The following is a 22,853-nucleotide window of genomic DNA, read 5'->3' on the forward strand; positions in this document are numbered from 1 at the left end:
GACGTGAGCGGCAAGGGTGCACCGGAACTGTCCGTACGCGACGTGGGCGACCTGCGGGTCGCCGTCATCGCCGCGCAGTGGCACGAGAAGGTGATGGACGGACTGGTGGACGGCGCCCTGCGCGCCCTGCACGACCTCGGCATCGACGAGCCGACCCTGCTCCGGGTCCCCGGAAGCTGGGAACTCCCCGTCGTCGCCAAGGTCCTGGCCGGCCGCGGCTACGACGCGGTCGTCGCCCTCGGCGTCGTCATCCGGGGCGGCACGCCCCACTTCGACTACGTGTGCCAGGGCGTCACCCAGGGCCTCACCCAGGTCTCGGTCGACACCGGTGTCCCCGTCGGTTTCGGCCTGCTCACCTGTGACGACGAGGAGCAGGCCCTGGACCGCGCCGGGCTGCCCGGCTCCAGCGAGGACAAGGGGCACGAGGCGGTCACCGCCGCGGTGGCCACCGCGGCCTGCTTGCGTTCGGTATCCGAGCCCTGGCGGTGAGCAGCCCCCGTCACCGCGTAGGGTAAGGACCACCATGTCCAAGAAGACGTTCGAGGAGCTGTTCACCGAGCTCCAGCAGAAGGCCGCCCACGGCGACCCCGCCACCTCCCGCACCGCCGAGCTGGTCGACAAGGGCGTCCATGCCATCGGCAAGAAGGTCGTCGAGGAGGCCGCCGAGGTCTGGATGGCCGCCGAGTACGAGGGCAAGGAAGCGGCCGCCGAGGAAATCTCGCAGCTGCTCTACCACGTCCAGGTGATGATGGTCGCCCGCGGCATCTCCCTCGACGACGTCTACGCCCACCTGTGAATCCCCGCGTCCACGACACACCCCCTCACACGAAGGAAGCCGACCTCATGCTGCGCATCGCCGTCCCCAACAAGGGTTCCCTGTCAGGCCCCGCGGGGGAGATGCTGCATGAGGCCGGCTACCGGCAGCGCCGCGAGTCCAAGGAACTGCGGATCGTCGACCCGGCGAACGAGGTCGAGTTCTTCTACCTCCGCCCGCGTGACATCGCCATCTACGTCGCCTCCGGACAGCTCGACATCGGCATCACCGGCCGCGACCTGCTGATCGACTCCGGCGCCGACGCCGAGGAGATCCTCCCCCTCGGCTTCGCCCGCTCCACCTTCCACTACGCCACCAAGCCGGGCACCCTCGGCGGCCTGGCGGACCTGAAGGGCAAGACGATCGCCACCTCCTACGAGGGCATCGTCGCGGGACACCTCGCCGACCACGGCATCGACGCCTCCGTCGTCCACCTCGACGGCGCCGTCGAGACCGCCATCCAGCTCGGTGTCGCCCAGGTCATCGCGGACGTCGTCGAGACCGGCACCTCGCTGCGCAACGCCGGCCTGGAGATCACCGGCGAACCGATCATGAAGTCCGAGGCCGTCGTCATCCTCCCCCGGGCTCGAACACACTCGCCCGGGGGGACCCCCACCACCGGAGCGGACGGCGAGGAGCCCAAGGTGCGGCAGTTCCTGCGCCGCCTCCAGGGAGTCCTGGTCGCCCGGACGTACGTGATGATGGACTACGACTGCCGCGTCGAACAGCTCGAGAAGGCCGTCGCCCTCACCCCGGGCCTGGAGTCCCCCACCGTGTCCCCGCTGCACAACGAGGGCTGGGTCGCCGTCCGCGCGATGGTCCCCGCCAAGGAGGCCCAGCGGATCATGGACGACCTGTACGACATCGGCGCCCGCGCCATCCTCACCACGGCCATCCACGCCTGCCGCCTCTGACCGGACCCGGAGCACCACGATGTCCGACACGACCGCGGGCCGGCTGCCCGACCTGCCCGTCACCTTCCGCCCGGGCCGCACCCGCGCGGTGCTGCTCACGGCCGGTGCCGCGCTCTTCGTGGTCATCACCCTGATCGCGCTGCTGCTGGAGCAGCTCAGCCCGGGGGAGCGGATCAGCTTCGTGTTCACCGCCGCGCTGCTGGCCGGCGTGCTGCTTCTGCTGGCCCGGCCGAAGGTCGTCGCCGACGAGACGGGCGTCACCGTCGTCAACATCGTGAGCCGGCGTCGCCTGGAATGGGCGGAGATCCTTCAGGTGAACCTCCGTTCCGGTGATCCCTGGGTCTTCCTCGACCTCAGCGACGGCACCAGCCTGCCCGCGCTCGGCATCCAGCCGGGCATCGCCAGACAGCGGGCCGTCGCCGACGCGCGGGCCCTGCGGGCGCTCATCGAGGTCCGCTCCACGGCCGGGCCCGAGGCACCCCGGAGCTGACCCGGAGCCATCCCTCGGGGACGGCCCGGGGCCCGGCTCCGGGAGACATCGGGGACGTCCACCTGCCACAGTCGCCCATGTCTTGATTAATCTGGTGGGCACAGGCGCGACGACCGCGCCTGTGCCCCTGCCGCCCCGCCCGGTGCACAGGGGCTCCAGCTATCCGAGGAGTGACCCTCTCCGGCGATGGACGGATCGTCCTGTAGTACCTGCGCCGCCCCCTGCCGACATAGCGCGGACCCGCGTCTCCAGGTCCGCGCGCATGCGGAGGCGGCGGCATCATGACCACCTCCTTGCTGCTTCTGGCAGCCGCTTTCCTGCTGATCCTGGCCAACGGATTCTTCGTGGCCGCCGAGTTCGGCCTGGTCACCGTCGAGCGACCGGACGCCGAGGAGGCCGCCGCGGGCGGCGACCGGCGTGCCCGCCGGGTCGTCGAGTCGCTCAGGGAGCTCTCCTTCCAGCTCTCCGGCACCCAGCTCGGCATCACCATCACCTCCCTCGTCGTCGGCATGCTGGCCGAGCCGGCGCTCGCCGGACTGCTGCACGGCCCCTTCACCGGCATCGGTGTCCCCGAGGGCGCCGTATCCGGTGTCTCCGTGGTCGTCGGCATGCTGCTGGCCTCCGCCGTGCAGATGGTGATCGGCGAACTCGTGCCGAAGAACTGGGCCGTGTCCCGCCCCCTGCAGGTCGCCCGCTTCGTGGCCGGCCCGCAGCACGTGTTCGCCCGGCTCTTCCGCCCGGTCATCGCCGGGCTGAACGCCGTGGCCAACCGTCTGGTGCGGGCCCTGGGCATCGAGCCCACCGAGGAACTGGCCTCCGCCCGCACCCCCGGCGAACTCGTCTCCCTGGCCCGGCACTCCGCCCGGGCCGGCGCCCTGGAACAGGACACGGCGGACCTCTTCGTCCGCACCCTGTCCCTCGGCGGACTGACCGCACAGCACGTCATGACACCGCGTGTGAAGGTCAGCGCCCTGCAGTCCTCGGCGACCGCCGAGGACGTGGTCAACCTGACCCGGGCCACCGGTCTGTCCCGTTTCCCCGTCTACCGGGAGCGGATTGACGAGATCGTCGGCATGGTGCACCTCAAGGACGCCCTCGCGGTGTCCGTGCACGACCGGCTGCGCACCCCCGTGGGCCGCATCGCCCGCCCGGCGCTGCTCGTCCCCGAGACCCTGCCCGTACGACCGCTGCTCACGCGGCTGCGCAGCGAGCAGCCCATCGCGGTCGTCGTCGACGAGTACGGCGGCACGGCCGGCGTCGTCACGCTGGAGGACATCGTCGAGGAGATCGTCGGCGAGGTGCGCGACGAGCACGACGGACAGGACGTCCCCGAACTCGCCCCCGCCCCGCCCGAGGACGGCAACCCCGCCTGGGACGTGGACGGCGGCGCCCGGGTCGACCTCCTGCGGCGCATAGGCATGGAGGTGCCCGAGGGCCCGTACGAGACGGTGGCCGGCCTGGTCGCCGATCTGCTCGGCCGGATCCCGGCCGTCGGCGACCGCGCGGAACTGCCCGGCTGGCGGCTTTCGGTCCGCAGGGTCGGCCACTACCGCGCCGAACGTGTCCGCCTGGTCAGAACGGCCCCGCTGCCGCTGGTGGAGGTGGCCGGATGAGCGTGCTGCAACTCCTCTTCGCCGCGCTGCTCGTGCTCGCCAACGGCTTCTTCGTCGGCGCCGAGTTCGCGCTGGTCTCGGTCCGCCGCAGCCAGGTCGAACCGCTCGGCACGGCCCGCGCCCGTCGGGTGCTGTACGGCCTGGAGCACCTGCCGCAGATGATGGCGGCGGCCCAGTTCGGCATCACCGTCTGCTCGCTGACCCTGGGCGCGGTCGCCGAACCGACGGTCGCCCGTCTGCTGGAGCCGGTCTTCGCGTGGATGCGCCTGCCGCACGGCATGATCCACCCGCTCGGCTATGTCATCGCGCTCGCCGCGGTGGTCTTCTTCCACCTCGTCATCGGCGAGATGGTCCCGAAGAACCTGGCGATGGCGGCCCCCGAGAAGGCCGCGCTGTGGCTGAGCCCCGGCCTGGTCTGGTTCGCCCGCCTGTGCAGGCCGGTCACGATCGCGCTCGGCGCCTGCGCCCAGGCCGTCCTGCGGCTGTTCCGCGTCGAACCGAAGGACGAGGTCGAGGCCGTCTTCACCAGCGAACAGCTCAACCGGCTGGTGGAGGACTCCGGTCAGGCGGGCCTCCTCGACCCCGAGGAGGCCGAGCGCCTGGAGGACGCGCTGGAACTGGGCTCCCGCCCGGTGACGGACGTCCTGCTGGACCGCGAGTCACTGGTGACGGTCACGCCCGCGGTCACCCCCGGGCAGATCGTGGAGCTCACCGCCCGCACCGGGTACTCCCGGTTCCCGGTGGCCGCGGACAGCGGTGCCTTCATGGGCTACCTGCACGTCAAGGACGTACTGGACCTGGAGGACTCCGACCGCGCCGTCCCGCAGCGCCTGTGGCGCCCGATGACGACCCTCCGCCCCGAACTCCCCCTGGACGACGCCCTCACGGTGATGCGCCGCGCGGCGACCCACCTGGCCCAGGTCTCCGACCCCTCCGGCAAGGTCCTGGGACTGGTGGCCCTGGAGGACGTCCTGGAACTCCTGGTGGGCGAGGTACGCGACCCGGCCCACCGAGAGGTGACCCCAGTGCCTCAAGGGCCTGGGAGGTACCCCCAGGGCGGCACGGGTGGGCGATGGGGGTCCCCCCGCTCGAGCGAAGCCGAGAGTGGGGGAGGCACCCCTCCAGCGGGGCGAGCTGACACCCCCCCGCCAGCCCACCCACCGGGGCCTCACAGCCCCGGTGGGTCCGCCGGCCCCCGCCCCGACAGCACCTCCCCGTACGCCTGCATCAAATCCGGCAATCGCAACGTAGCCAGATCATCCCGAGTCAGCGCCCCCGGATACACCGACAACCGCAAATCCCGATAAGCACAGCTCTTCTCGTACAGCGTCCGCAGGAACCGCCCGTTCCCCAGCTCGTCGATCCACCCCTGGTCCACCACGTGCCCGGCGATCGACCGCAGCTCGTCCAGCGCCTCCTCGTCCCACACATCCCCGTTCTCCCCCGCCAGCACCTCCCCGATCGAGGTCAGCTCCAGCGGCCGGTACGAGGGAAAGTCCACCCGGGTCGTGAACCGCGACGACAGCCCGGGGTTCGCGGCGAGCAGCCGGTCCATCCCCTCCGGATACCCGGCAAGGATCACCACCAGGTGATCCCGGTTGTCCTCCGCCCGTTTCAACAGCACCTGCAGCGCCTCGTCCCCGTACGCGTCCCCCTTGCCGTACCCGGAGTTGGACAGCGAGTACGCCTCGTCCACGAACAGCACCCCGCCCAGCGCGGAGTCGATCAGCTCGTTGGCCTTCACCGCGGTCTGCCCCAGATACTCACCGACCAGATCCGCCCGCTGGGCCTCCACCAGATGGTCACCACCGAGCAGCCCGAGGGCGTAGAACACCCGGCCGAGGATGCGGGCCACCGTCGTCTTCCCCGTCCCGGACGGCCCGGAGAAGACGAAGTGGCGTTTCGGCGGCTGCACCGGCAGCCCCTGCCCGGCCCGCAGCCGCGCCATGTTCAACTGTGCCGACAACGCCTTGACCTGCCGCTTCACCGGCTCCAGGCCCACCATGCGCTCCAGTTCGGCGAGCGCCTCCTCCAGTAAGGCGGGGTCCGTGGGCCCGGTGGGCAGCGGTGACGCCCCGGAACCCGTCCGCTCCCGCACAGCCGGAGCGGTGACCGGGGGCAGCGGACCCGGCACGGGCTCGGGCTCGGACAGCCGCAGGTCGCGTCCCTCGGTGCCGAACAGCGGATCGAGCATGTCGGGGCCGTCCATGACGTCCTGCCCGGTCCCGGTGAGCGTGATCGCGGCGAGATCGGCGGAGTCGTCGTACCCGTCGCCCTCGGCGATCGCGGCGAGCCGGGCGGAGGTGTCCATGAAGGCGGGATCGACCCGGTGCACGGCCCGGTACAGGGGGAGTGCGGCAGCGCTGCGGCCGGTCCCCTCGTGGGCGCGGGCCAGCCAGTAGCGCAGCTCCTTGCGCTGCGGCTGTTCGCTGCGGCACCGCATCAACGCCGCCGACAGCAGCGGTTCGGCCTGCCCGTACATCTCCAGCCGCACCCGTGCCATGCCGCCGAACAGGCCGGCCTCGATGCCCAGCAGCGGGTCCTCGACGAGGGAGTCCGTGTACCGGACCAGCTGCTCCCAGTCCTTGACCAGGTAGGCGCGGCAGGCGTGCAGAAAGCGGACCTGCGGATCGGTGTCCACCGGGGGCAGTCCGGCCAGCGCCCGGTCCAGCTCGGGGACGTGGCGTCCGTCCAGCCAGTGGGAGGCGTGCGCCAGCAGCAGATCGCGGGGGCTCTCCAGCACCGGCTGCACCCACCAGCCCAGCCAGTACCAGGAGTTGAGGGTGCGGCGGTGGCGGGCGCGCTGTTCGCCGAAGCGCTCCCGGTGCCGGAACATCCTGAGCAGCGCGGTCGTCGTGTCGACGCGCAGCGCGTGCAGTCCGAGCCAGCCGTCGGCCATCCCCGGGTCGATCCGCACCGCGGCCCGGAACTCCTCCTCCGCCTGCGGATAGGCGCCCATCGTGTAGGCGTCCACGCCCCGCAGCCAGGCGAGGTCGGCCGGGGTTTGCGGGCCCTGCGTGCCGAAGTCCATCACGTCCCCCACGAACCGTGCCCCCGTCGGTGTGCCGGCCGGCCCTCGTCCGTCGGCTCCCGTTGGTCGAACCGCTGTACCGCGGACCGGAGTTGGAAGGTGCGCGAAGTAGCGTCCACAGGTCGCACCGAGGGCATCGTACCCGCGGCGGCGGTACGTCCGTAGGGTGCCGTACCCGCCGAAGGGCGAGGTGGGAGGGGGAGCGCGGACCCTGTGCGGTGACCCAGAGTGATCGTCATATGCCGCTGAGCGTCCGAAAAGCGTGAAGAGGGCAGAACGAAGCCCCCGATCACGGGGGAACAACCGGGGGCTTCGCGTCTGCCGGCGGCTCCGAAGGGCCGCACATTGAGAACGTAAGACCTGTACGCGCCCCCGGTCAAGCGGAGTTGGGGCACTCCGGCAACTTGTCCGGGACCGCTCTTCACAGGTTCACCACAACGCGGGTGAGTCATCACCCTGCGTGAGTGGAGGGGGTGATTCACCCGTCCCGGCGGGCCCGGGAAGCAGCTCGTATCCCTTAGGGCGCTGCCGCACCAGAAGCCCCGCGAAGGGGCGTGAGGGGTCACCCGCGAAGTGCTCGTGTTCCGCGCGGACCCAGCCGTCCCAGAACTCCCGCTGCTCCGCGCCGTCGCGGGCCCGCCCCCGCGACCAGGACTCCTCCGGGGAGAGGTCCATCCACAGCAGCAGCGCCAGATACGGGCGCAGGGCCCGGCGCCCCGCGCCGACGCCCTCCACGACGATCACGGGGGCGGGCGGCAGTGGGCGGGGCGGTCCGAAGCGGCGGGTCCGCCAGTCGTAGGGGGAGTAACGCGCGGTCTCGCCGCGGCCGAGCGGCTCGATCACCTGGCTCAGCAGCCGCCCGGTCCAGTCGAACAGTTCGGCGTGGCTGGCGATGTCGTCGAGCCGCAGCACCGGGGCGCCCTCCAGTGCCTCGGCCAGCCGTACGGCGAACGTCGACTTCCCCGAGCCGGCGTGCCCGTCGACGCCGACGAGCCGGACCGGGCCGCACGAGGGGGTGAGCCGGCGGATGCGGGAGGCGAGATCGTGAATGGCTGGTTCCTGGGGGAGAGGAGGGAGGGCTTACCGGAGCACTCTAGGCCCTCGGGCGGACGGCCTCCGGACGGACGGGCCCTCGGCCGGGCGGGTCCACCGGGGGCCCGCCATTGGTCGAGTCCCATGTCGGCCGGGCGTGGTACGGCCGGGGTGCTGGCAGGATCCGCCCGGCTGCGTTCATAGTGGGCGCACGACCGTTCCAGCCGGCGGACGCACGCCGTCCGTCCGGCCGTGCTGTGGTCCCGTCCCGACTCCGACACCTGGGGGTCCCCCACCCATGAGCAGAGCCGAACTGCCGTCCCGCAGATCCCTCCTGGCCGCGGCGGTCGTCACCGCCGTCGCCGGGAGCGCGGGCCCGGCGTCCGCCGGAACCCCGACGGCCGGCACCCCGGCCGGACACGCCACCGACACCGCCGCCCGCCCCGTCGACAACCGGTTCTGGACCTCGTACACCGACTGGCGCGGCGGCACCGCCGTCGGGACCCGTGCCGTCGCCGGTGTCCGCCCCGGCCTTCTGATCGCGAGGCCCGCCGGCACCACGGACTACACCGACCCGCACACCGGCCGCACGGCCGCCTGGGAGTACGCGACCTGGACCTCGCCCGTGCACCGCCTCGGGGTTCCGGCGACGGAGGTCATCGCCTCCTGGAACGCGCACACCCCCGCGGGAACCTGGCTCCAGACCGAGCTGAAGGGCACCTACTCCGACGGCACGGACACCCCTTGGTACGTCATGGGCCGCTGGGCCGCCGGCGATCAGGACATCCGGCGCACCTCGGTGGACGGCCAGAGCGACGGGAAGAGCACCGTCTGGACGGACACGCTCTCCGTGGACGACGCGGCCTCGGGCCTGCGCGTCGTCGCGTACCGGCTGCGGCTGACCCTCCACCGCCGCCCCGGCACCCGGCTCACCCCGACCGTGTGGCGGCTCGGCGCGATGGGCTCCGACGTCCCCGACCGGTTCACCGTCCCCGCCTCCCGGCCCGGTCTCGCCAAGGAGCTGATCGTCCCGCGCTACTCGCAGGAGATCCACAAGGGCCAGTACCCGGAGTACGACAACGGCGGCGAGGCCTGGTGCAGCCCCACCTCCTCGCAGATGATCATCGAGTACTGGGGCGGCCGGCTCACCGAGGAGCAGCTCTCCTGGGTCGACCCGTCCTACGCCGACCCGCAGATCTGCCACGCGGCCCGGTACACGTACGACCACCAGTACGCCGGCTGCGGCAACTGGCCGTTCAACGCCGCCTACGCGGCCACCTTCGACGGACTGGCGGGCGTGGTCACCCGCCTCGGCTCCCTCACCGACCTGGAGACGCTGGTCGCCGCGGGCATCCCGGCCATCACGTCGCAGTCGTTCCTGGCGCAGGAGCTGACCGGGGCGGGGTACGGCACCTCCGGGCACCTGATGACGGTGATCGGCTTCACCGCCGACGGCGATGTGATCGCCAACGACCCCGCCTCGGACGACAACGCGGCCGTGCGCCGTGTCTACCGGCGGCGCGAGTGGGAGAACATCTGGCTGCGGACCAAGCGGTACAACGCCTCCGGGAAGGTGGTGTCCGGCACCGGAGGGGTCTGCTACCTCTACTTCCCGGCCCGGCCGACCCCGCGGCAGCGCAAGGCGCTCGCGGCGGTGGGCGTGCGCTGAGCCGGCCCGCCGGCGGCCCCGGACGGGCCGGGGCCGCCGGACGCCTGTGACCGACGTCTCGGTCGCACAAGCCGTTCACGGTGGCAAAGTGGACGTCAGTCACAGGGGGAGTCCACCGCACCACGGAGACCGGCGAGAAGACATGACCACGAACGCAGCCACCGTCACCCGCGCCCGCACCGGCGGCCCCCGGGAGGACGGCCCGAAGATCCTCGAACACGCCATGGGATGGACCCTCGTCGTGGTCCTCGCGATGTTCGTGACCCAGCTGGGACTGCTGTAACCCCAGGCCGCGGGGTCACCGGCCCGAGCCTTCAGGACGACCTGACATACTGCGGCGGGATGTCCCACCGCCCGCAGGAAGACCTGGGTCGACATTGAACATCAGCCGGCAGTCCGCCGTACGCCCCGCGGCGCGCGGTACCGAGCGTTCGTCCGCGCGCCGCGCCGAACTCATCGCCATCGGGCGGAGGCTGTTCGCGGACACGTCGTACGACGCGCTCTCGATGGACGACATCGCGCGTCAGGCGCAGGTCGCCAAGGGGCTCATCTACTACTACTTCCACTCCAAGCGCGGCTACTACCTGGCGATCATCGAGGACTCGGTGGCCGGCCTGGTCGGCTTCGCCGCGAGCGGTGCCGGACTGCCGCCCGTGGAGCGGGTGCACCGCACCGTCGACAGCTATCTGCGGTACGCCGAGCACAACCAGGCCGCCTACCGCGCGATCGTCAGCGGCGGCGTCGGCTTCGACACCGAGGTGCACGCCATCCGGGACGGAGTGCGCGAGGCCATCGTCGCGACCATCGCCGAGGGCGCCTACGGCCGTACGGACATCGCGCCGGTGGCGCGGATGGGGCTGCTGGCCTGGGTGTGCAGCGTGGAGGGCGCCGCGCTCGCCTGGATCGACCGCGGTGAACTGTCCCGCGAGACCATGACCGAGCTGCTGGTGAAGACGCTCGGCGGGGCCATGCGCGCCATCGAGGAGCTGGACCCCGCCCACCCGGCCCCGGCGCCCGCCCGCCGCGACACCTGAGACGGGCCCCGGCCCCTGATCGGTTTCCCGTTCCGGGTGCCGCCTCTCGGCGGAATGTTCCGTTCGGCGAGGGCGTGGAAACTTTTTCGAGTGAGCGGTCGTTAACTGGTGACTTGCTGCGGCCGATCGGGCATACTCGCAGCGCACAGCCGCTGGTCAGCAGCTTCCGAGACCCGGAAGTGCGAGCATCGGCCAGGCACCGATACGACCCCGGCGGAGCCGCCCCCACCCAAGGCGCACGCCGATGTGCCCGAACAGGGAGGAGAGCGTCGCCATGCCCGACCGCGCCCCGCAGCCGGTGGACCGGCAACTGCCCACGGACGAGGCCCGGGACCTCATCTCGCTCGTCCGCGACATCGCGCAGCGCGAGGTCGCCCCGCGGGCGGCCGAGGAGGAGGACGCGGGCCGCTTCCCCCGCGAACTGTTCACCCTGCTCTCCGAGTCCGGCCTGCTCGGCCTCCCCTACGACTCCGAGTACGGCGGCGGGGACCAGCCGTACGAGGTCTACCTCCAGGTCCTCGAAGAGCTCGCCGCGGCCCGGCTCACCGTCGGCCTCGGCGTCAGCGTGCACACCCTGGCCTCCTACGCGCTCGCCGCCTTCGGCGCCAAGGAGCAGCAGGCCGAGCATCTGCCCGCGATGCTCGGTGGCGGCCTGCTCGGCGCCTACTGCCTCTCCGAGCCCGCCTCGGGCTCGGACGCGGCCTCGCTGCGCACCAAGGCCGTGCGCGAGGGCGACGACTGGGTGATCACCGGCACCAAGGCGTGGATCACCCACGGCGGCATCGCCGACTTCTACACCGTCATGGCCCGTACCGGCGAGGAGGGCCCGCGCGGCGTCACCGCGTTCCTGGTGCCCGGTGACGCCGAGGGGCTGAGCGCCGCCGTGCCGGAGAAGAAGATGGGGATGAAGGGCTCGCCCACCGCCCAGGTCCATCTCGACGGCGTCCGGGTCCCCGACGCGCGGCGTATCGGCGAGGAGGGGCAGGGCTTCGCGATCGCCCTGTCGGCGCTGGACGGCGGCCGGCTCGGCATCGCCGCCTGCGCGATCGGCCTGGCCCAGGCGGCGCTGGACGAGGCGCTCGGCTACGCGGCCGAGCGGCGGCAGTTCGGCAAGCCGATCGCCGACTTCCAGGGACTGCGCTTCATGCTCGCCGACATGGCCACGCAGATCGAGGCGGGGCGCGCGCTGTATCTGACGGCGGCCCGGCTGCGCGACGCGGGGCGGCCGTTCGCCAAGCAGGCCGCCATGGCCAAGCTGCACTGCACCGACACGGCGATGCGGGTCACCACCGACGCCGTGCAGATCCTCGGCGGCTACGGCTACACCGCGGACTTCCCCGCCGAGCGCTACATGCGTGAGGCCAAGGTCCTGCAGATCGTCGAGGGCACCAATCAGATCCAGCGGATGGTCATCGCCCGCCACCTCGCGGGCCCGGAGACCCGCTGAGCGGGTCGAGCCCCCGCCAGGGCGCGGTGAGCCGGGTCCACTCCGAGTCGTGCCGCCCGGGCAGCGTGCGGCCCCGGTCCGCCCAGGTCCGCATCAGATCGCGGTAGATCGGCGGATCCGGGAGCCGGGGCGGCGCGAGTGCCACCGCCTCCGCGGGCGGCGGCACGAAGACGCGGCGTTGACGCCCGGTCGTCGAGTGCGTGGGGGTCGTCATACCCGGGCAACGCGGGAGCGGCCGGACGGGTCACCGCCCCCCCGGAACAGGACGTGCGTTCGCGGCCGTCCCGCGCGGACGGGGGCGGCGGACCGCGTCGCCCCCGCACCGGTGCGCGCTCAGGCGGCGTGCCGCCGCATCGCCGGGACCCGGATCGGACGCGAGCCCGGACCGCCGACGTGCGAGAAGGGCTGGGTGCGCCAGTCGAGTCCCTGAGGGAGCGTCAACAGCAGGGCCGTGTCCTGCTCCTGGGGAGTGACGGACTCGTCGGCCGGCCGCGCCTCGGCGGCCCGGCGGCCGGTGCCGGCGCAGACCGTGAGCCCGAACGGGTTCCACGGCGAGGCGCACAGCGCGTGCTCCGGCAGGGTGTCCTCGTCCGCGAGCAGGGCGATGGGCTGCGCGCAGTCCGGGCAGACGACCCGGTACATCTCGAAGGTGTCGTAGGCGTCGAGTTCCTCGTCCGGGACGTCGGGTTCGACGTACTCCGGGTCGAGCTCGACGACCGGCTGCTGCCGCTTGGACGTGGTACGACCAAGGCGCTTAAGACTCTGCATTGGGTTCTCCCCCTCGGGCTGGGCCGTGAAGGCACTGCGGCCTCGACCACAGCAAGCACTTCCCGTCCCCCCTTCGGGGTAATCACGGGAACATCACGGAGACCGCCCGAAGGGTGTGTCGTTCGTCACATGCCAGGTGCGGGTGCCCGGTGCGGGGGCTTTGTCCCCCCGGACCGCGCGCGGTGGCCTCCGGCACATCACGAACCAGGCATGACCTGGACGGCTCAGGTGTCCGAGGAGATCAAGCGCACTGTAGGTTCTTGCGCCATGGAGGAGCTGGACCGACAGATCGTGCAGCTGCTCGTCAAGGACGGGCGGATGAGCTACACAGACCTGGGCAAGGCCACGGGCCTGTCCACGTCGGCCGTGCACCAGCGGGTGCGCCGGCTGGAACAGCGTGGCGTCATCCGCGGCTATGCCGCGGTCGTCGACCCGGAGGCCGTCGGCCTGCCCATGACCGCCTTCATCTCGGTCAAACCCTTCGACCCCAGCGCCCCCGACGACATCGCGGACCGCCTCGCCGGAGTCCCCGAGATCGAGGCCTGCCACAGCGTCGCGGGCGACGAGAACTACATCCTCAAGGTGCGCGTGTCCACACCGCACGAACTGGAGGAACTGCTCGCTCGCGTACGCTCGCTGGCAGGCGTCTCCACCCGCACGACGGTGGTCCTCTCCACCCCGTACGAAGCCCGTCCGCCGCGCATCTGAACGCCGCGCCACTCCCAGCCCGTTCGGCTGGGATTCAGCCCCTCCGGGGGTGCCCCCTTCGGGGGAGTTCGAGGAGCGGGGGTCCGGGGCAGCGCCCCCGGAGGGACGGGAAAAGGGAAGGGGCGGCGGGGGCGATCACAATGGACCGGCGGGGAACGGACGGGACGCGTCGCCCCCGGAGACGGCCCTGCATGCGGAGCGCCCCGCACGACGCGCGAAACTGTGGAACATGAGTGAACGCACCGCCCCACCCCGCACCCTCCTGCTCCGCCGCGGCGAGGTCCACAGCCCCGCCGACCCCTTCGCGACCGCGATGGTCGTCGAGCGCGGCCAGGTCGCCTGGGTCGGCTCCGAGGGCGCCGCCGACTCCTTCGCGGACGGCGTCGACGAGGTGATCGACCTCGACGGCGCGCTGGTCACCCCCGCGTTCACCGACGCGCACGTCCACACCACGGCCACCGGCCTCGCCCTCACCGGCCTCGACCTGTCCACCGCCCCCTCGCTGGAGGCCGCACTGGCCCGCGTACGGGAGTTCGCCGCCGCCCGCCCGCACGACCGGGTCCTCCTCGGCCACGGCTGGGACGCCGCCCGCTGGCCCGGCGGCCGTCCCCCGACCCGCGCCGAACTCGACGAGGCCACCGGAGGCCGTCCCCTCTACCTGAGCCGGATCGACGTCCACTCCGCGGTCGTCACCACGGCGCTCCTCGACCTCGTCCCGGTCGTGGTCACCCGCGAGGACCGCCCGCTCACCGGGGACGCCCACCACGCGGTGCGCGCCGCCGCCCTGGCCGCCGTCACGCCGGCCCAGCGCGCCGAGGCCCAGCGCGCCGCCCTCGCCCACGCCGCCTCCCTCGGCATCGGCACGGTCCACGAGTGCGGGGGCCCGGAGATCTCCTCCGAGGACGACTTCACCGGGCTGCTGCGGCTCGCCGCCGAGGAGAGCGGCCCGCGCGTCGTCGGCTACTGGGCCGAACAGGACGTCGCCAAGGCGAAGGAACTGGGGGCGATCGGCGCCGCGGGCGACCTGTTCGCCGACGGTGCCCTCGGCTCGCACACCGCGTGCCTGCACGAGCCGTACGCCGACGCCGCTCACACCGGTACCGCCCACCTGGACGTCGCGGCCGTGGCCGCCCATGTCGTCGCCTGCACCGAGGCGGGCCTCCAGGCAGGCTTCCACGCCATCGGTGACGCCGCCGTGAGCACCGTCGTGGACGGTATGCGGGCCGCCGCCGGCACACTCGGCCTCGCCCGCGTCCGCGCCGCCCGGCACCGCGTCGAGCACGCCGAGATGCTCACCCCCGAGACCGTCGCCGCCTTCGCCGAACTCGGCCTGACCGCCTCCGTCCAGCCCGCCTTCGACGCCCTGTGGGGCGGCGAGGACGGCATGTACGCACGGCGCCTGGGAGCGGAGCGGGCCCGTACCCTCAACCCCTTCGCGGCGCTGCTGCGCGCCGGCGTCCCGCTCGCCTTCGGCTCCGACAGTCCGGTCACCCCCCTCGACCCCTGGGGCACGGTCCGGGCCGCCGCCTTCCACCGCACACCGGAGCACCGCGTCTCCGTGCGCGCCGCGTTCACCGCGCACACGCGCGGCGGCTGGCGGGCGGTCGGACGCGACGACGCGGGCGTCCTGGTGCCCGGCGCGCCCGCCGACTACGCCCTCTGGCACACCGGTGAACTCGTCGTCCAGGCACCCGACGACCGGGTGGCGCGCTGGTCCACCGACCCCCGCTCCGGCACCCCCGGCCTGCCCGACCTCGCCCCCGGCCGTGACCTGCCGGTCTGCCTGCGGACCGTGGTCGGCGGGCGCACGGTGTTCGTACGGCCGGGCGAGTGATCCACGCGGGCGGCGCGGTGACGATCATGTGCCGCGCCCTTCTCCCGCGACCTGCGCCTCCTCCTCGCCGACCAGGTATGCGAACCGCATCGCGCAGGCCGGACGACTGTTGACAGGCGGCCGCGGGAGGCCGGTAGGTTCGGCCGGGTCCACCACCGACGCCCGACCGGAGAACGTCCGGCCACTCGTGTCGGTACCGCTGGGTCAGGGACGGTGCGCCGCACCGGGGCACCGTCCCCGGGAACCAGGCCCAGCGGCGGCACGGTACCGAGGGACGGGCCGACCGGCCGGGGAGGTGCGACCCCCGGATGGGGCCCGGGCGTTCAGTAGACAACGGCTCCAGGCCGATCCGCAGCCGGCGGGTCCCGGGCCGGCCCGAAGGGCGCCGGGCCCCCATCCGCTGTCCCGCGCTCTCTCCCGCACGCCCAAAAAGTATGTTCCTACCCGATCTTCGGTAAACGACACCACCATATGAACGTCCCGTCACGTCGGCGCGGGCCGTGCCCACTATGGTGGGACCCTGCGCACAGGACATGAAGGGGCAGCAGTGAACGACGGCGACGGGACCCTCGCGGCAGGATCCCAGGGGCGGAACTTCGGCCCGCTCGGCACGGCTCTGGTGATCATCCCGACCTACAACGAGGCGGAGAACATCAAGGCGATCGTCGGCCGGGTGCGCGAGGCCGTTCCCGAGGCGCACGTTCTCGTGGCCGACGACAACAGCCCCGACGGCACGGGCAAGCTCGCCGACGAACTGGCCGCCGGGGACGACCACGTCCAGGTGCTGCACCGCAAGGGCAAGGAAGGCCTGGGCGCGGCCTATCTCGCGGGTTTCCGCTGGGGCATGGAGCACGGCTACGGCGTACTGATCGAGATGGACGCCGACGGCTCCCACCAGCCCGAGGAGCTGCCCCGTCTGCTGACCGCCCTCAAGGGCGCCGACCTGGTGCTCGGTTCGCGCTGGGTGCCCGGCGGCCGGGTGGTGAACTGGCCGAAGTCCCGTGAGGTCATCTCGCGCGGGGGCAGCCTCTACTCGCGCGTGGCGCTCGACCTGCCGCTGCGCGACATCACCGGCGGCTTCCGCGCCTTCCGCCGCGAGACGCTGGAGGGCCTGGGCCTCGAGGACGTGGCCTCCCAGGGGTACTGCTTCCAGGTCGACCTGGCCCGCCGCGCGGTGAAGGCCGGCTATCACGTCGTCGAGGTTCCCATCACGTTCGTCGAGCGCGAGCTCGGCGACTCCAAGATGAGCCGCGACATCCTCGTCGAGGCGCTGTGGCGGGTCACGGCGTGGGGTGTGGGGGAGAGGGTCGGCAAGGTCCTCGGACGCGGCGACGACAAACAGCGGCCCGACTTGGACGTCAAGCAGCCCGAGCCGGACGTCAAGCGGTCCGAAGCGTAGGCGTACGACCGTCTGTTCAGCCCGGGGGTCCCGGTGATCCCGCTTATCCCGCGCTGAGCCGGGCCCAGGCACACTGGGAGCATGACGACTGGCGCTCAGACCCCGTATCCCGCCCGGCCCCGGCGCTCCCGGCTGCGCACCTTCCTGCCGCTGGGTGTCGCCGCATGGCTCGTGCTGGAGATCTGGCTGCTCACCATGGTCGCCGGGGCGTCGAACGGACTGGTGGTCTTCCTGATCCTGGTGGCCGGCCTCGTCCTCGGCTCGGCCGTCATCAAGCGGGCCGGTCGGCGGGCCTTCAGGAACCTGACCGAGACGCTGCAACAGCAGCAGGGCGGGATGCTGTCCGAGGCCCGGCCGAACAGCGAGGGCAGCGGCCTGACGATGCTGGGCGGCCTGCTCCTGATCATCCCCGGCGTGATCTCGGACGCGGTGGGGCTGCTCCTGCTGGTGCCGCCGGTGCAGAAGGCCGTGAGCCGTCACGCCGAGCGGACCTTCGAGCGCAAGCTCCGCGAGACCGCGCGGGGCTCCCTCGGAGATGTCTTCCAGCAGGCCCGTATGCGCCGGCCCGACGGCAAGGTCGTCCAGGGCGAGGTCGTCCGGGACGAACCCGGAGGCGCTCCGGGGGACACCCCGCAGGGACCGCGCCCGCCACTGACCCGCTGAGGGCGGCCGGGCCCGCACGCACACAGGACCGCGGGCGCCGTACGAGATGTACGGCGCCCGCGGTCCTGTGTGCCGCTGTGCGTGTGTGGCCTCGCCCAGGTCCCCGGCGGGATCAAGCCGACTTTCGGCTGTCCCTGGGGTGAACCGCGATGTTCATCGCACCGGAGCGCAGAACGGCGAGACGCTCCTCGAGGACCTCTTCGAGTTCCTCTCGGGTGCGCCGCTCCATCAGCATGTCCCAATGCGTACGCGCGGGCTTGGCCTTCTTCTCCTCGGGGCCGTCGCCGTCCACCAGGAGTGCCTGGGCACCACAGACCTTGCACTCCCACTCCGGCGGGATCTCCGCCTCGACCGAGAAGGGCATCTCGAAGCGGTGCCCCTTCTCGCATGCGTACTCCACGGCCTGGCGCGGGGCCAGGTCGATGCCGCGGTCCGTCTCGTAGCTGGTCACCACGAGGCGCGTGCCGCGAAGAGCTCGCTCACTCATGAATCGTGCCTCCCGGGCTTGTCGCCCACAGGACAGGTGTCGCTGTCGTCGTCATCCGGTCAACGTCCGGGCGGCGGTAAAGATTCCCGTCCCGAGTTCCGATCCGGGTCATGCGTCGCCGTCGTAGCCGCAGCCTTGTCAACCAGTGCAGTACCCCCCGACGTCCGGTTTGTCACACCCATAAGGAGATGCGACTCAGCGTTCGGCATCTTTGACGCGCAGTAACGGTACGCCTGGCAGGCCAAACGCGTACACTACAGCCCTTTCGCGCTCAGCGCTAAATCCGTTCGGGAACCGGGTTGCCCGCTTCGCTGATCGCCCGCCGCACCGGCACCCGCGCGAGCAGGACGAATCCCAGGACGAAGAAGCCCACCAGGGAGATGATCGCGTCCCGGTAGCTGCCCGTGAGCTGGTAGGTGAGGCCGAACAGCAGCGGCCCCAGCCAGCTCGTCCCGCGGTCGCTCACCTCGTACGCGGAGAAGTACTCGGCCTCCTTGCCGGGCGGTACGAGATGGGAGAAGAGCGAGCGGGACAGCGCCTGGCTGCCGCCGAGGACCAGACCGATTCCGGCCGCCAGCACGAAGAACCACACAGGGGCTTCAGCGGGCAGGAAGTACCCGGCGGCCAGGGTCAGGGTCCAGGCGGCCAGGGAGCCGAGGATCGCGCGCTTCGCGCCGTACCGCCGGGCCAGCCGGCCCAGTGCCAGCGCGCCCGCCACCGCCAGTACCTGGACCAGCAGCACGGCCGTGATGAGCGTCGACTGTCCGAGCCCCAGTTCCTCGGAGCCGTACACCGAGGCCTGGGTGATCACCGTCTGGATGCCGTCGTTGTAGACCAGGTACGCCAGCAGGAACGCCAGCGTCAGCGGGTGCCGGCGCATGTCGCGGACGGTCGCCGCGAGCTGCCGGAAGCCCGGCAGGGCCGCCTCCCGCGCGGGAGCGCGGCGGTCGCGCAGCCGGCGCAGCGGCACCAGCGCGAAGGCACCCCACCACAGACCGGCCGACGCCAGGCAGACGCGCACCGCCGTCCCCTCGGAGACGCCGAAGCTTTCGTGACCGGTGTAGAGGACGAGGTTCAGGACGAGGACCAGGGACCCGGCCGCGTATCCGAAGGCCCACCCGCGCGAGGAGACCGCGTCGCGCTCCTCGGGCGGGGCGATCTGCGGGAGGTAGGAGTTGTAGAGCATCATCGCGACCGACTGCGCCGCGTTCGCCACCACCAGCAGCAGACCGCCGAGCAGATAGCGTTCGCCGCCGAGGAAGAACATGCCCGTCGTCGCCGCGGCCCCGGTGTACGCGGCGGCCGCGAGCAGCGGCTTCTTGCGGCCGGTGCGGTCGGCGGCGGCCCCCACCAGCGGCATCACCAGCACGGCCAGGATCACCGACAGGGAGACCGAGTAGGCGAAGAAGGAGCCCGCGCGCACCGGTATGCCCAGCGGGTGGACGAACCCGTCCGCGTCCGCCGCGGCCTCGGCGACCGAGGTCAGATAGGGGCCGAGGAACACGGTGAGCACGCTCGTGGAGTACACGGAGCACGCCCAGTCGTAGAAGTACCAGCCGTGCTGCTCGCGCCGCCGGCCGGTGGCCTCGTCCCCCGCCGCTGACCGCACGGTGTCGGTGTCCACCCGTGCCCTCGCTTCCCCGTGAGCGCGCGGAGGCGGCCGGGCGCGGGGTCTCAGACCCAGACGCCGCGGTCCTCCATGACCTTGCGCAGTGTGTCGATGTGATCGGTCATGATGCCATCCACCCCGAGGTCCAGGAGCCGGTGCATCCGCTCCGCCTCGTTGACCGTCCACACGTGCACCTGGAGCCCGAGCGCGTGGGCGGTCCGTACGAATCGGCGGTCGACCACCTGGATGCCCGACTGCCGCTCGGGGACCTGGGCGGCGACGGCCGACCGGCGTACCGCGGCCGGCAGCCCCCAGGACCGCAGCCGCAGGTTCAGCACGCCCCGGGTGCCGTAGGAGGTGGCCAGCCGGGGACCGGCCAGCCGCTGGGCGCGCACCACGCGGGCCTCGGAGAACGAGCCGAGGCAGACCCGGTCCCAGGAACCGGTGCGCCCGACGAGGTCCAGGAACGGCAGGAGAGCCGGTTCGGCCTTCACGTCGACGTTCCAGCGCACCTCGGGGAAGGTCTCCAGGAGTTCCTCGAACAGGGGGACCGGTTCCTCGCCCGCCACGCGCGCGTGCGCCACGTCCCGCCACGGCAGATCGGCGATCCGGCCCGCGCCGTCCGTCACCCGGTCGAGGGTCGCGTCGTGGAAGGCGACGAGCCGGCCGTCGCGCGTGGCGTGGACGTCGGTCTCGATGTACCGGTAGCCGGCCTCGACGGCGCGCCGGAACTGCCGGACGGTGTTCTCCAGGCCGTCCGCCGCCCCGCCCCGGTGGGCGAAGGCGATCGGGCCGGGACGGTCGAGGTAGGGGTGGCGTATCCGCGGGGTCACGGACGCAGTATCGCGCGCCGTGGCCGACCGCCGGCGACGACCGTGCTGCCGCCGGATGTCGAGGGGACGGCGAAGGCGCGCAGGAAGAGCTGGGCGAGCGGGCCGATCGTCACCGCGTACAGCAGGGTGCCGGCGCCCACCGTGCCGCCGAGGAGGAAGCCCGTGACGACGACCGTGATCTCGATGGCCGTGCGGACCAGGCGGACCGACACCCCGGTGCGCCGGTTCAGTCCCGTCATCAGTCCGTCGCGCGGGCCCGGGCCGAAGCGCGCCGCGATGTACAGTCCGGTCGCCGCGCCGTTGAGCACGATGCCCGCCGCCATCAGCGGCACGCGTACGGCCATGGCGTGCGCGTCGGGGATCAGGGCCAGAGCCGCGTCCATCGCCGCGCCGATCACCAGCACGTTGGAGACGGTGCCGAGGCCCGGCCGCTGACGCAGCGGGATCCACAGCAGCAGCACCGCCGCGCCCAAGAGCGTCAGCACCACGCCCATCGACAGTCCGGTCCGCTCGGACAGGCCCTGGTGCAGCACGTTCCACGGTTCGAGGCCGAGTCCCGACCGCACCAGCAGCGCCGAGCTCGCGCCGTACAGCGCCAGGCCCGCGTACAGCTGGAACAGCCGCCGGGTGAGATGCCCGTGCCGGGAGGAGTACCTGGCCAAAACGTGCCCCCTATGGTGGAAGTGGACCGACGCATGACACCCTGTGGCTTGGTTGATGATGTCATCCATGGCCAATCCGGGGAAGGTGGACTGATTCTCGTGGCACAGTGGACCTCCGCAGTGGGTGCGGCACAGCTCGCCCGGCTGCTCAACTCCCAGCAAGACCGTCCGGCCGGTCCGGGGACCCGCCGCCCACCCGCCTACCGAGCGCTCGCCGACGGCATCCGCCTGCTGGTGCTGGAAGGGCGCGTCCCGGTGGCCGCGCGGCTGCCCGCCGAGCGGGAGCTGGCCCTCGCCCTCTCCGTCAGCCGCACCACCGTGGCCGCCGCCTACGAGGCGCTGCGCACCGAGGGGTTCCTGGAGTCACGGCGCGGCGCGGGCAGCTGGACCGCGGTCCCGGCCGGCAATCCGGTACCCGCGCGGGGACTCGAACCGCTGCCGCCCGAAGCCCTCGGCTCGATGATCGACCTCGGCTGTGCCGCGCTGCCCGCGCCCGAGCCCTGGCTCACCCGGGCCGTCCAGGGCGCGCTGGAGGAGCTTCCGCCGTACGCGCACACCCACGGCGACTATCCCGCCGGGCTGCCCGCGCTGCGCTCGATGATCGCGGACCGCTACACCGCGCGGGGCATCCCGACCATGCCCGAGCAGATCATGGTGACGACCGGCGCCATGGGCGCCATCGACGCCATCTGCCACCTCTTCGGGGGACGCGGCGAGCGCATCGCCGTCGAGTCGCCGTCCTACGCCAACATCCTCCAGCTGATGCGGGAGGCCGGGGCCCGGCTCGTCCCCGTCGCCATGGCCGAGGGACTGACCGGCTGGGACCTGGACCGCTGGCGCCAGGTGCTGCGCGAGGCGGCGCCCCGGATCGCGTACGTCGTGGCCGACTTCCACAACCCGACCGGTGCGCTCGCCGACGAGGACCAGCGACGCCGCCTGGTGGACGCGGCGCGTTCCGCGGGCACGGTGCTGGTCGCCGACGAGACGATGAGCGAGCTGTGGCTCGACCCGGACGTGGAGATGCCGCGCCCGGTGTGCGCCTTCGACCCGGCGGGGTCCACGGTGATCACGGTCGGCTCGGCGAGCAAGGCCTTCTGGGCCGGCATGCGCATCGGCTGGGTACGCGCGGCACCCGACGTCATCCGCAGCCTCGTCGCCGCACGCGCGTACGCCGATCTGGGCACGCCCGTGCTGGAACAGCTGGCCGTGAACTGGCTGTTCGGCGCCGGTGGCTGGGAACAGGCGGTGGAGGTGCGGCGTGCCCAGGCCCGGCAGAACCGGGACGAGCTGGTGGCCGCGGTACGGCGGGAGCTGCCCGACTGGGAGTTCGAGGTACCGCGCGGCGGACTCACCCTGTGGGTGCGCACCGGCGGCCTCTCGGGCTCCCGCCTCGCCGAGGCGGGCGAACGGGTGGGCGTCCGGGTCCCGTCAGGACCCCGCTTCGGCGTCGACGGAGCCTTCGAGGGCTACGTACGCCTCCCCTTCACGGTGGGCGGCGCGGTGGCGGAGGAGGCGGCGGTACGCCTCTCCGCGGCAGCCCGCATCGTGGAGACAGGCGGCACGTCCGGTACGGAAACCCCCCGCACGTTCGTGGCGTGACCAGGGGTGCCGGCGCCGGTTCGACCGCGCGCGGCCGTGCGGACGTTCAGAGAGGTGACGATGTCCCTGCGGCCGGGGCAGCCGTGCCTTCCCCGGTGCCTCGAAGGCCTGGGAGGTTCCCTGGGGCGGCACGGGTGGGCGCAGCGGCACGTGCCACACGGCACCCCCGGCGGCCGGCCGGTGTGCCGCGCCCGAAGCCCGTCGGCGGATTCGTGCCTCGCCCGGCCGGGCCGGCCGCCCGTTCGGC

21 protein-coding genes and 1 pseudogene are annotated in these 22,853 nt (G+C 72.5%); 15 read left to right on the forward strand and 7 right to left on the reverse strand.

The features are described 5' to 3' along the window. Positions 1–3 precede the first annotated feature (3 nt). The 6 genes and pseudogenes from ribH to IH50_RS40125 form a co-directional block, all read left to right on the forward strand. Positions 4–489, forward strand: coding sequence for a 6,7-dimethyl-8-ribityllumazine synthase (gene ribH, locus IH50_RS0127525; RefSeq protein WP_030867847.1), 486 nt, complete (start codon positions 4–6; stop codon positions 487–489). A 34-nt stretch (positions 490–523) separates the two neighbouring features. Beyond that, positions 524–796 carry a phosphoribosyl-ATP diphosphatase gene (locus tag IH50_RS0127530; RefSeq protein WP_029383007.1) on the forward strand — a complete coding sequence of 91 codons (273 nt, stop codon included), beginning with the start codon at positions 524–526 and terminating at the stop codon, positions 794–796. A 47-nt stretch (positions 797–843) separates the two neighbouring features. Then, the gene (gene hisG, locus IH50_RS0127535) at positions 844–1,728 is read left to right on the forward strand and encodes an ATP phosphoribosyltransferase (RefSeq protein ID WP_030867851.1); all 885 of its coding nucleotides are present in this window, start codon (positions 844–846) and stop codon (positions 1,726–1,728) included. A 19-nt stretch (positions 1,729–1,747) separates the two neighbouring features. Then, positions 1,748–2,218 carry a PH domain-containing protein gene (locus IH50_RS0127540; protein ID WP_030867854.1) on the forward strand — a complete coding sequence of 157 codons (471 nt, stop codon included), beginning with the start codon at positions 1,748–1,750 and terminating at the stop codon, positions 2,216–2,218. A 281-nt stretch (positions 2,219–2,499) separates the two neighbouring features. Next, positions 2,500–3,831, forward strand: coding sequence for a hemolysin family protein (locus IH50_RS0127545; protein WP_030867857.1), 1,332 nt, complete (start codon positions 2,500–2,502; stop codon positions 3,829–3,831). After that, positions 3,828–4,859 (forward strand): annotated as a pseudogene (locus tag IH50_RS40125) (hemolysin family protein); the annotation flags it as partial. The gene IH50_RS0127545 and the pseudogene IH50_RS40125, both read left to right, overlap by 4 nt. A 140-nt stretch (positions 4,860–4,999) precedes the next feature. On the opposite strand, the gene IH50_RS0127555 reads toward IH50_RS40125, so the two are convergent. Together IH50_RS0127555 and IH50_RS0127560 are read right to left on the reverse strand one after the other, a co-directional pair. Then, on the reverse strand, positions 5,000–6,862 hold the full coding sequence (locus tag IH50_RS0127555; protein ID WP_030867861.1) for an AAA family ATPase: 1,863 nt from the start codon (positions 6,860–6,862) through the stop codon (positions 5,000–5,002). A 429-nt stretch (positions 6,863–7,291) separates the two neighbouring features. Then, complete coding sequence (locus IH50_RS0127560; protein WP_078914112.1) at positions 7,292–7,912, reverse strand: uridine kinase family protein; 621 nt, start codon at positions 7,910–7,912, stop codon at positions 7,292–7,294. Between the two features lie 280 nt (positions 7,913–8,192). On the opposite strand from IH50_RS0127560, the gene IH50_RS0127565 reads away from it, so the two are divergent. The 4 genes from IH50_RS0127565 (at position 8,193) to IH50_RS0127580 (ending at position 12,044) form a co-directional block, all read left to right on the forward strand. Continuing rightward, positions 8,193–9,563 carry a peptidase C39 family protein gene (locus tag IH50_RS0127565; RefSeq protein ID WP_030867867.1) on the forward strand — a complete coding sequence of 457 codons (1,371 nt, stop codon included), beginning with the start codon at positions 8,193–8,195 and terminating at the stop codon, positions 9,561–9,563. Positions 9,564–9,705: 142 nt separating this feature from the next. After that, a complete protein-coding gene (locus IH50_RS41140) occupies positions 9,706–9,846 on the forward strand; it encodes an SCO1431 family membrane protein (protein ID WP_107062155.1) in 141 nt (46 codons plus the stop codon). A gap of 94 nt (positions 9,847–9,940) precedes the next feature. Continuing rightward, entirely contained in the window at positions 9,941–10,597 is a 657-nt protein-coding gene (locus tag IH50_RS0127575) for a TetR/AcrR family transcriptional regulator (RefSeq protein ID WP_030867869.1), read from the forward strand. A 274-nt stretch (positions 10,598–10,871) separates the two neighbouring features. Next, a complete protein-coding gene (locus tag IH50_RS0127580; protein ID WP_030867870.1) occupies positions 10,872–12,044 on the forward strand; it encodes an acyl-CoA dehydrogenase family protein in 1,173 nt (390 codons plus the stop codon). Between the two features lie 333 nt (positions 12,045–12,377). On the opposite strand, the gene IH50_RS0127585 is transcribed toward IH50_RS0127580, so the two are convergent. Further along, entirely contained in the window at positions 12,378–12,812 is a 435-nt protein-coding gene (locus IH50_RS0127585) for a hypothetical protein (protein ID WP_030867872.1), read from the reverse strand. Between the two features lie 267 nt (positions 12,813–13,079). Here IH50_RS0127585 and IH50_RS0127590 point away from each other — a divergent pair, with 267 nt between their 5' ends. The 4 genes from IH50_RS0127590 to fxsA all read left to right on the forward strand — a co-directional run bounded on the left by IH50_RS0127590 (position 13,080) and on the right by fxsA (position 17,416). Then, positions 13,080–13,520: an Lrp/AsnC family transcriptional regulator gene (locus tag IH50_RS0127590; RefSeq protein ID WP_030867874.1), complete on the forward strand. Its 441-nt coding sequence runs from the start codon at positions 13,080–13,082 to the stop codon at positions 13,518–13,520. A 229-nt stretch (positions 13,521–13,749) separates the two neighbouring features. Then, positions 13,750–15,354 (forward strand): amidohydrolase, encoded by a 1,605-nt coding sequence (locus IH50_RS0127595; RefSeq protein ID WP_030867876.1) that lies wholly within the window; start codon positions 13,750–13,752, stop codon positions 15,352–15,354. Between the two features lie 547 nt (positions 15,355–15,901). After that, entirely contained in the window at positions 15,902–16,753 is an 852-nt protein-coding gene (locus tag IH50_RS0127600; protein ID WP_037872953.1) for a polyprenol monophosphomannose synthase, read from the forward strand. An 81-nt stretch (positions 16,754–16,834) separates the two neighbouring features. Then, positions 16,835–17,416 carry an FxsA family membrane protein gene (fxsA, locus tag IH50_RS0127605; RefSeq protein WP_030867880.1) on the forward strand — a complete coding sequence of 194 codons (582 nt, stop codon included), beginning with the start codon at positions 16,835–16,837 and terminating at the stop codon, positions 17,414–17,416. A gap of 112 nt (positions 17,417–17,528) precedes the next feature. Here fxsA and IH50_RS0127610 read toward each other — a convergent pair whose 3' ends face one another. The 4 genes from IH50_RS0127610 to IH50_RS0127625 all read right to left on the reverse strand — a co-directional run bounded on the left by IH50_RS0127610 (position 17,529) and on the right by IH50_RS0127625 (position 21,076). Continuing rightward, positions 17,529–17,903: an RNA polymerase-binding protein RbpA gene (locus tag IH50_RS0127610; RefSeq protein WP_003977404.1), complete on the reverse strand. Its 375-nt coding sequence runs from the start codon at positions 17,901–17,903 to the stop codon at positions 17,529–17,531. Positions 17,904–18,180: 277 nt separating this feature from the next. Next, on the reverse strand, positions 18,181–19,527 hold the full coding sequence (locus IH50_RS0127615) for an MFS transporter (protein ID WP_030867883.1): 1,347 nt from the start codon (positions 19,525–19,527) through the stop codon (positions 18,181–18,183). A 50-nt stretch (positions 19,528–19,577) separates the two neighbouring features. Next, positions 19,578–20,345 carry a glycerophosphodiester phosphodiesterase gene (locus tag IH50_RS0127620; protein ID WP_030867885.1) on the reverse strand — a complete coding sequence of 256 codons (768 nt, stop codon included), beginning with the start codon at positions 20,343–20,345 and terminating at the stop codon, positions 19,578–19,580. Continuing rightward, positions 20,342–21,076, reverse strand: a complete 735-nt coding sequence (locus IH50_RS0127625; RefSeq protein ID WP_420709124.1) for a YczE/YyaS/YitT family protein — start codon at positions 21,074–21,076, stop codon at positions 20,342–20,344. The genes IH50_RS0127620 and IH50_RS0127625 overlap by 4 nt, the downstream gene beginning before the upstream one ends. 30 nt (positions 21,077–21,106) lie before the next feature. Here IH50_RS0127625 and IH50_RS0127630 point away from each other — a divergent pair, with 30 nt between their 5' ends. Next, positions 21,107–22,606, forward strand: coding sequence for a PLP-dependent aminotransferase family protein (locus IH50_RS0127630; protein ID WP_030867890.1), 1,500 nt, complete (start codon positions 21,107–21,109; stop codon positions 22,604–22,606). Positions 22,607–22,853: the final 247 nt, after the last annotated feature.

It is taken from the genome of Streptomyces sp. NRRL S-37, assembly GCF_000721605.1.
In the GTDB taxonomy this organism is placed as follows: Bacteria; Actinomycetota; Actinomycetes; order Streptomycetales; family Streptomycetaceae; genus Streptomyces.

What these genes read in the sequence shown, in the direction of transcription:
- IH50_RS0127545 (WP_030867857.1), top strand. Translation starts at nt 2,500, where the DNA reads ATGACCACCTCCTTGCTGCTTCTGGCAGCCGCTTTCCTGCTGATCCTG.
- fxsA (WP_030867880.1), top strand. Translation starts at nt 16,835, where the DNA reads ATGACGACTGGCGCTCAGACCCCGTATCCCGCCCGGCCCCGGCGCTCC.
- IH50_RS0127530 (WP_029383007.1), top strand. Translation starts at nt 524, where the DNA reads ATGTCCAAGAAGACGTTCGAGGAGCTGTTCACCGAGCTCCAGCAGAAG.
- IH50_RS0127565 (WP_030867867.1), top strand. Translation starts at nt 8,193, where the DNA reads ATGAGCAGAGCCGAACTGCCGTCCCGCAGATCCCTCCTGGCCGCGGCG.
- IH50_RS0127625 (WP_420709124.1), bottom strand. Translation starts at nt 21,076, where the DNA reads ATGGATGACATCATCAACCAAGCCACAGGGTGTCATGCGTCGGTCCAC.
- IH50_RS0127580 (WP_030867870.1), top strand. Translation starts at nt 10,872, where the DNA reads ATGCCCGACCGCGCCCCGCAGCCGGTGGACCGGCAACTGCCCACGGAC.
- IH50_RS0127590 (WP_030867874.1), top strand. Translation starts at nt 13,080, where the DNA reads ATGGAGGAGCTGGACCGACAGATCGTGCAGCTGCTCGTCAAGGACGGG.
- IH50_RS0127610 (WP_003977404.1), bottom strand. Translation starts at nt 17,903, where the DNA reads ATGAGTGAGCGAGCTCTTCGCGGCACGCGCCTCGTGGTGACCAGCTAC.
- IH50_RS41140 (WP_107062155.1), top strand. Translation starts at nt 9,706, where the DNA reads ATGACCACGAACGCAGCCACCGTCACCCGCGCCCGCACCGGCGGCCCC.
- IH50_RS0127540 (WP_030867854.1), top strand. Translation starts at nt 1,748, where the DNA reads ATGTCCGACACGACCGCGGGCCGGCTGCCCGACCTGCCCGTCACCTTC.
- IH50_RS0127595 (WP_030867876.1), top strand. Translation starts at nt 13,750, where the DNA reads ATGAGTGAACGCACCGCCCCACCCCGCACCCTCCTGCTCCGCCGCGGC.
- IH50_RS0127555 (WP_030867861.1), bottom strand. Translation starts at nt 6,862, where the DNA reads ATGGACTTCGGCACGCAGGGCCCGCAAACCCCGGCCGACCTCGCCTGG.
- hisG (WP_030867851.1), top strand. Translation starts at nt 844, where the DNA reads ATGCTGCGCATCGCCGTCCCCAACAAGGGTTCCCTGTCAGGCCCCGCG.
- IH50_RS0127585 (WP_030867872.1), bottom strand. Translation starts at nt 12,812, where the DNA reads ATGCAGAGTCTTAAGCGCCTTGGTCGTACCACGTCCAAGCGGCAGCAG.